The organism is Burkholderia sp. Bp9140, assembly GCF_003853425.1.
In the GTDB taxonomy this organism is placed as follows: domain Bacteria; phylum Pseudomonadota; class Gammaproteobacteria; order Burkholderiales; family Burkholderiaceae; genus Burkholderia.
On record NZ_QTPQ01000138.1, the window covers coordinates 1 to 315 of the forward strand.

At 56.8% G+C, this 315-nt stretch carries 2 pseudogenes; both read left to right on the forward strand.

The window, feature by feature from the left end:
- Positions 1-198, forward strand: a pseudogene (locus DIE21_RS36980) (ABC transporter ATP-binding protein); the annotation flags it as partial.
- Positions 199-238: 40 nt separating this feature from the next.
- A pseudogene (locus DIE21_RS36985) lies at positions 239-315 on the forward strand (electron transfer flavoprotein subunit beta/FixA family protein); the annotation flags it as partial.

The window sequence follows — 315 nt, forward strand, 5'->3', positions numbered from 1 at the left end:
GTCGAGAAGATCTTCGAAGTGGTGCGCGAGATCTCGAAGGAGGGCATCACGGTGCTGCTCGTCGAACAGAACGCACGCCTTGCGCTGCAGGCGGCCGATCGCGGCTACGTGATGGATTCCGGCACGGTCACGATGGAAGGCGACGCGAAGCAGATGCTCGACGATCCGAAGGTGCGGGCCGCGTATCTGGGTGAATGATCAATCTCAGCCATATTCGGATGTGTGAAAGGAAAGTCAAATGAAAATCCTGGTGCCAGTGAAAAGAGTGGTCGATTACAACGTGAAGGTCCGCGTGAAGTCGGACAACACGGGCGT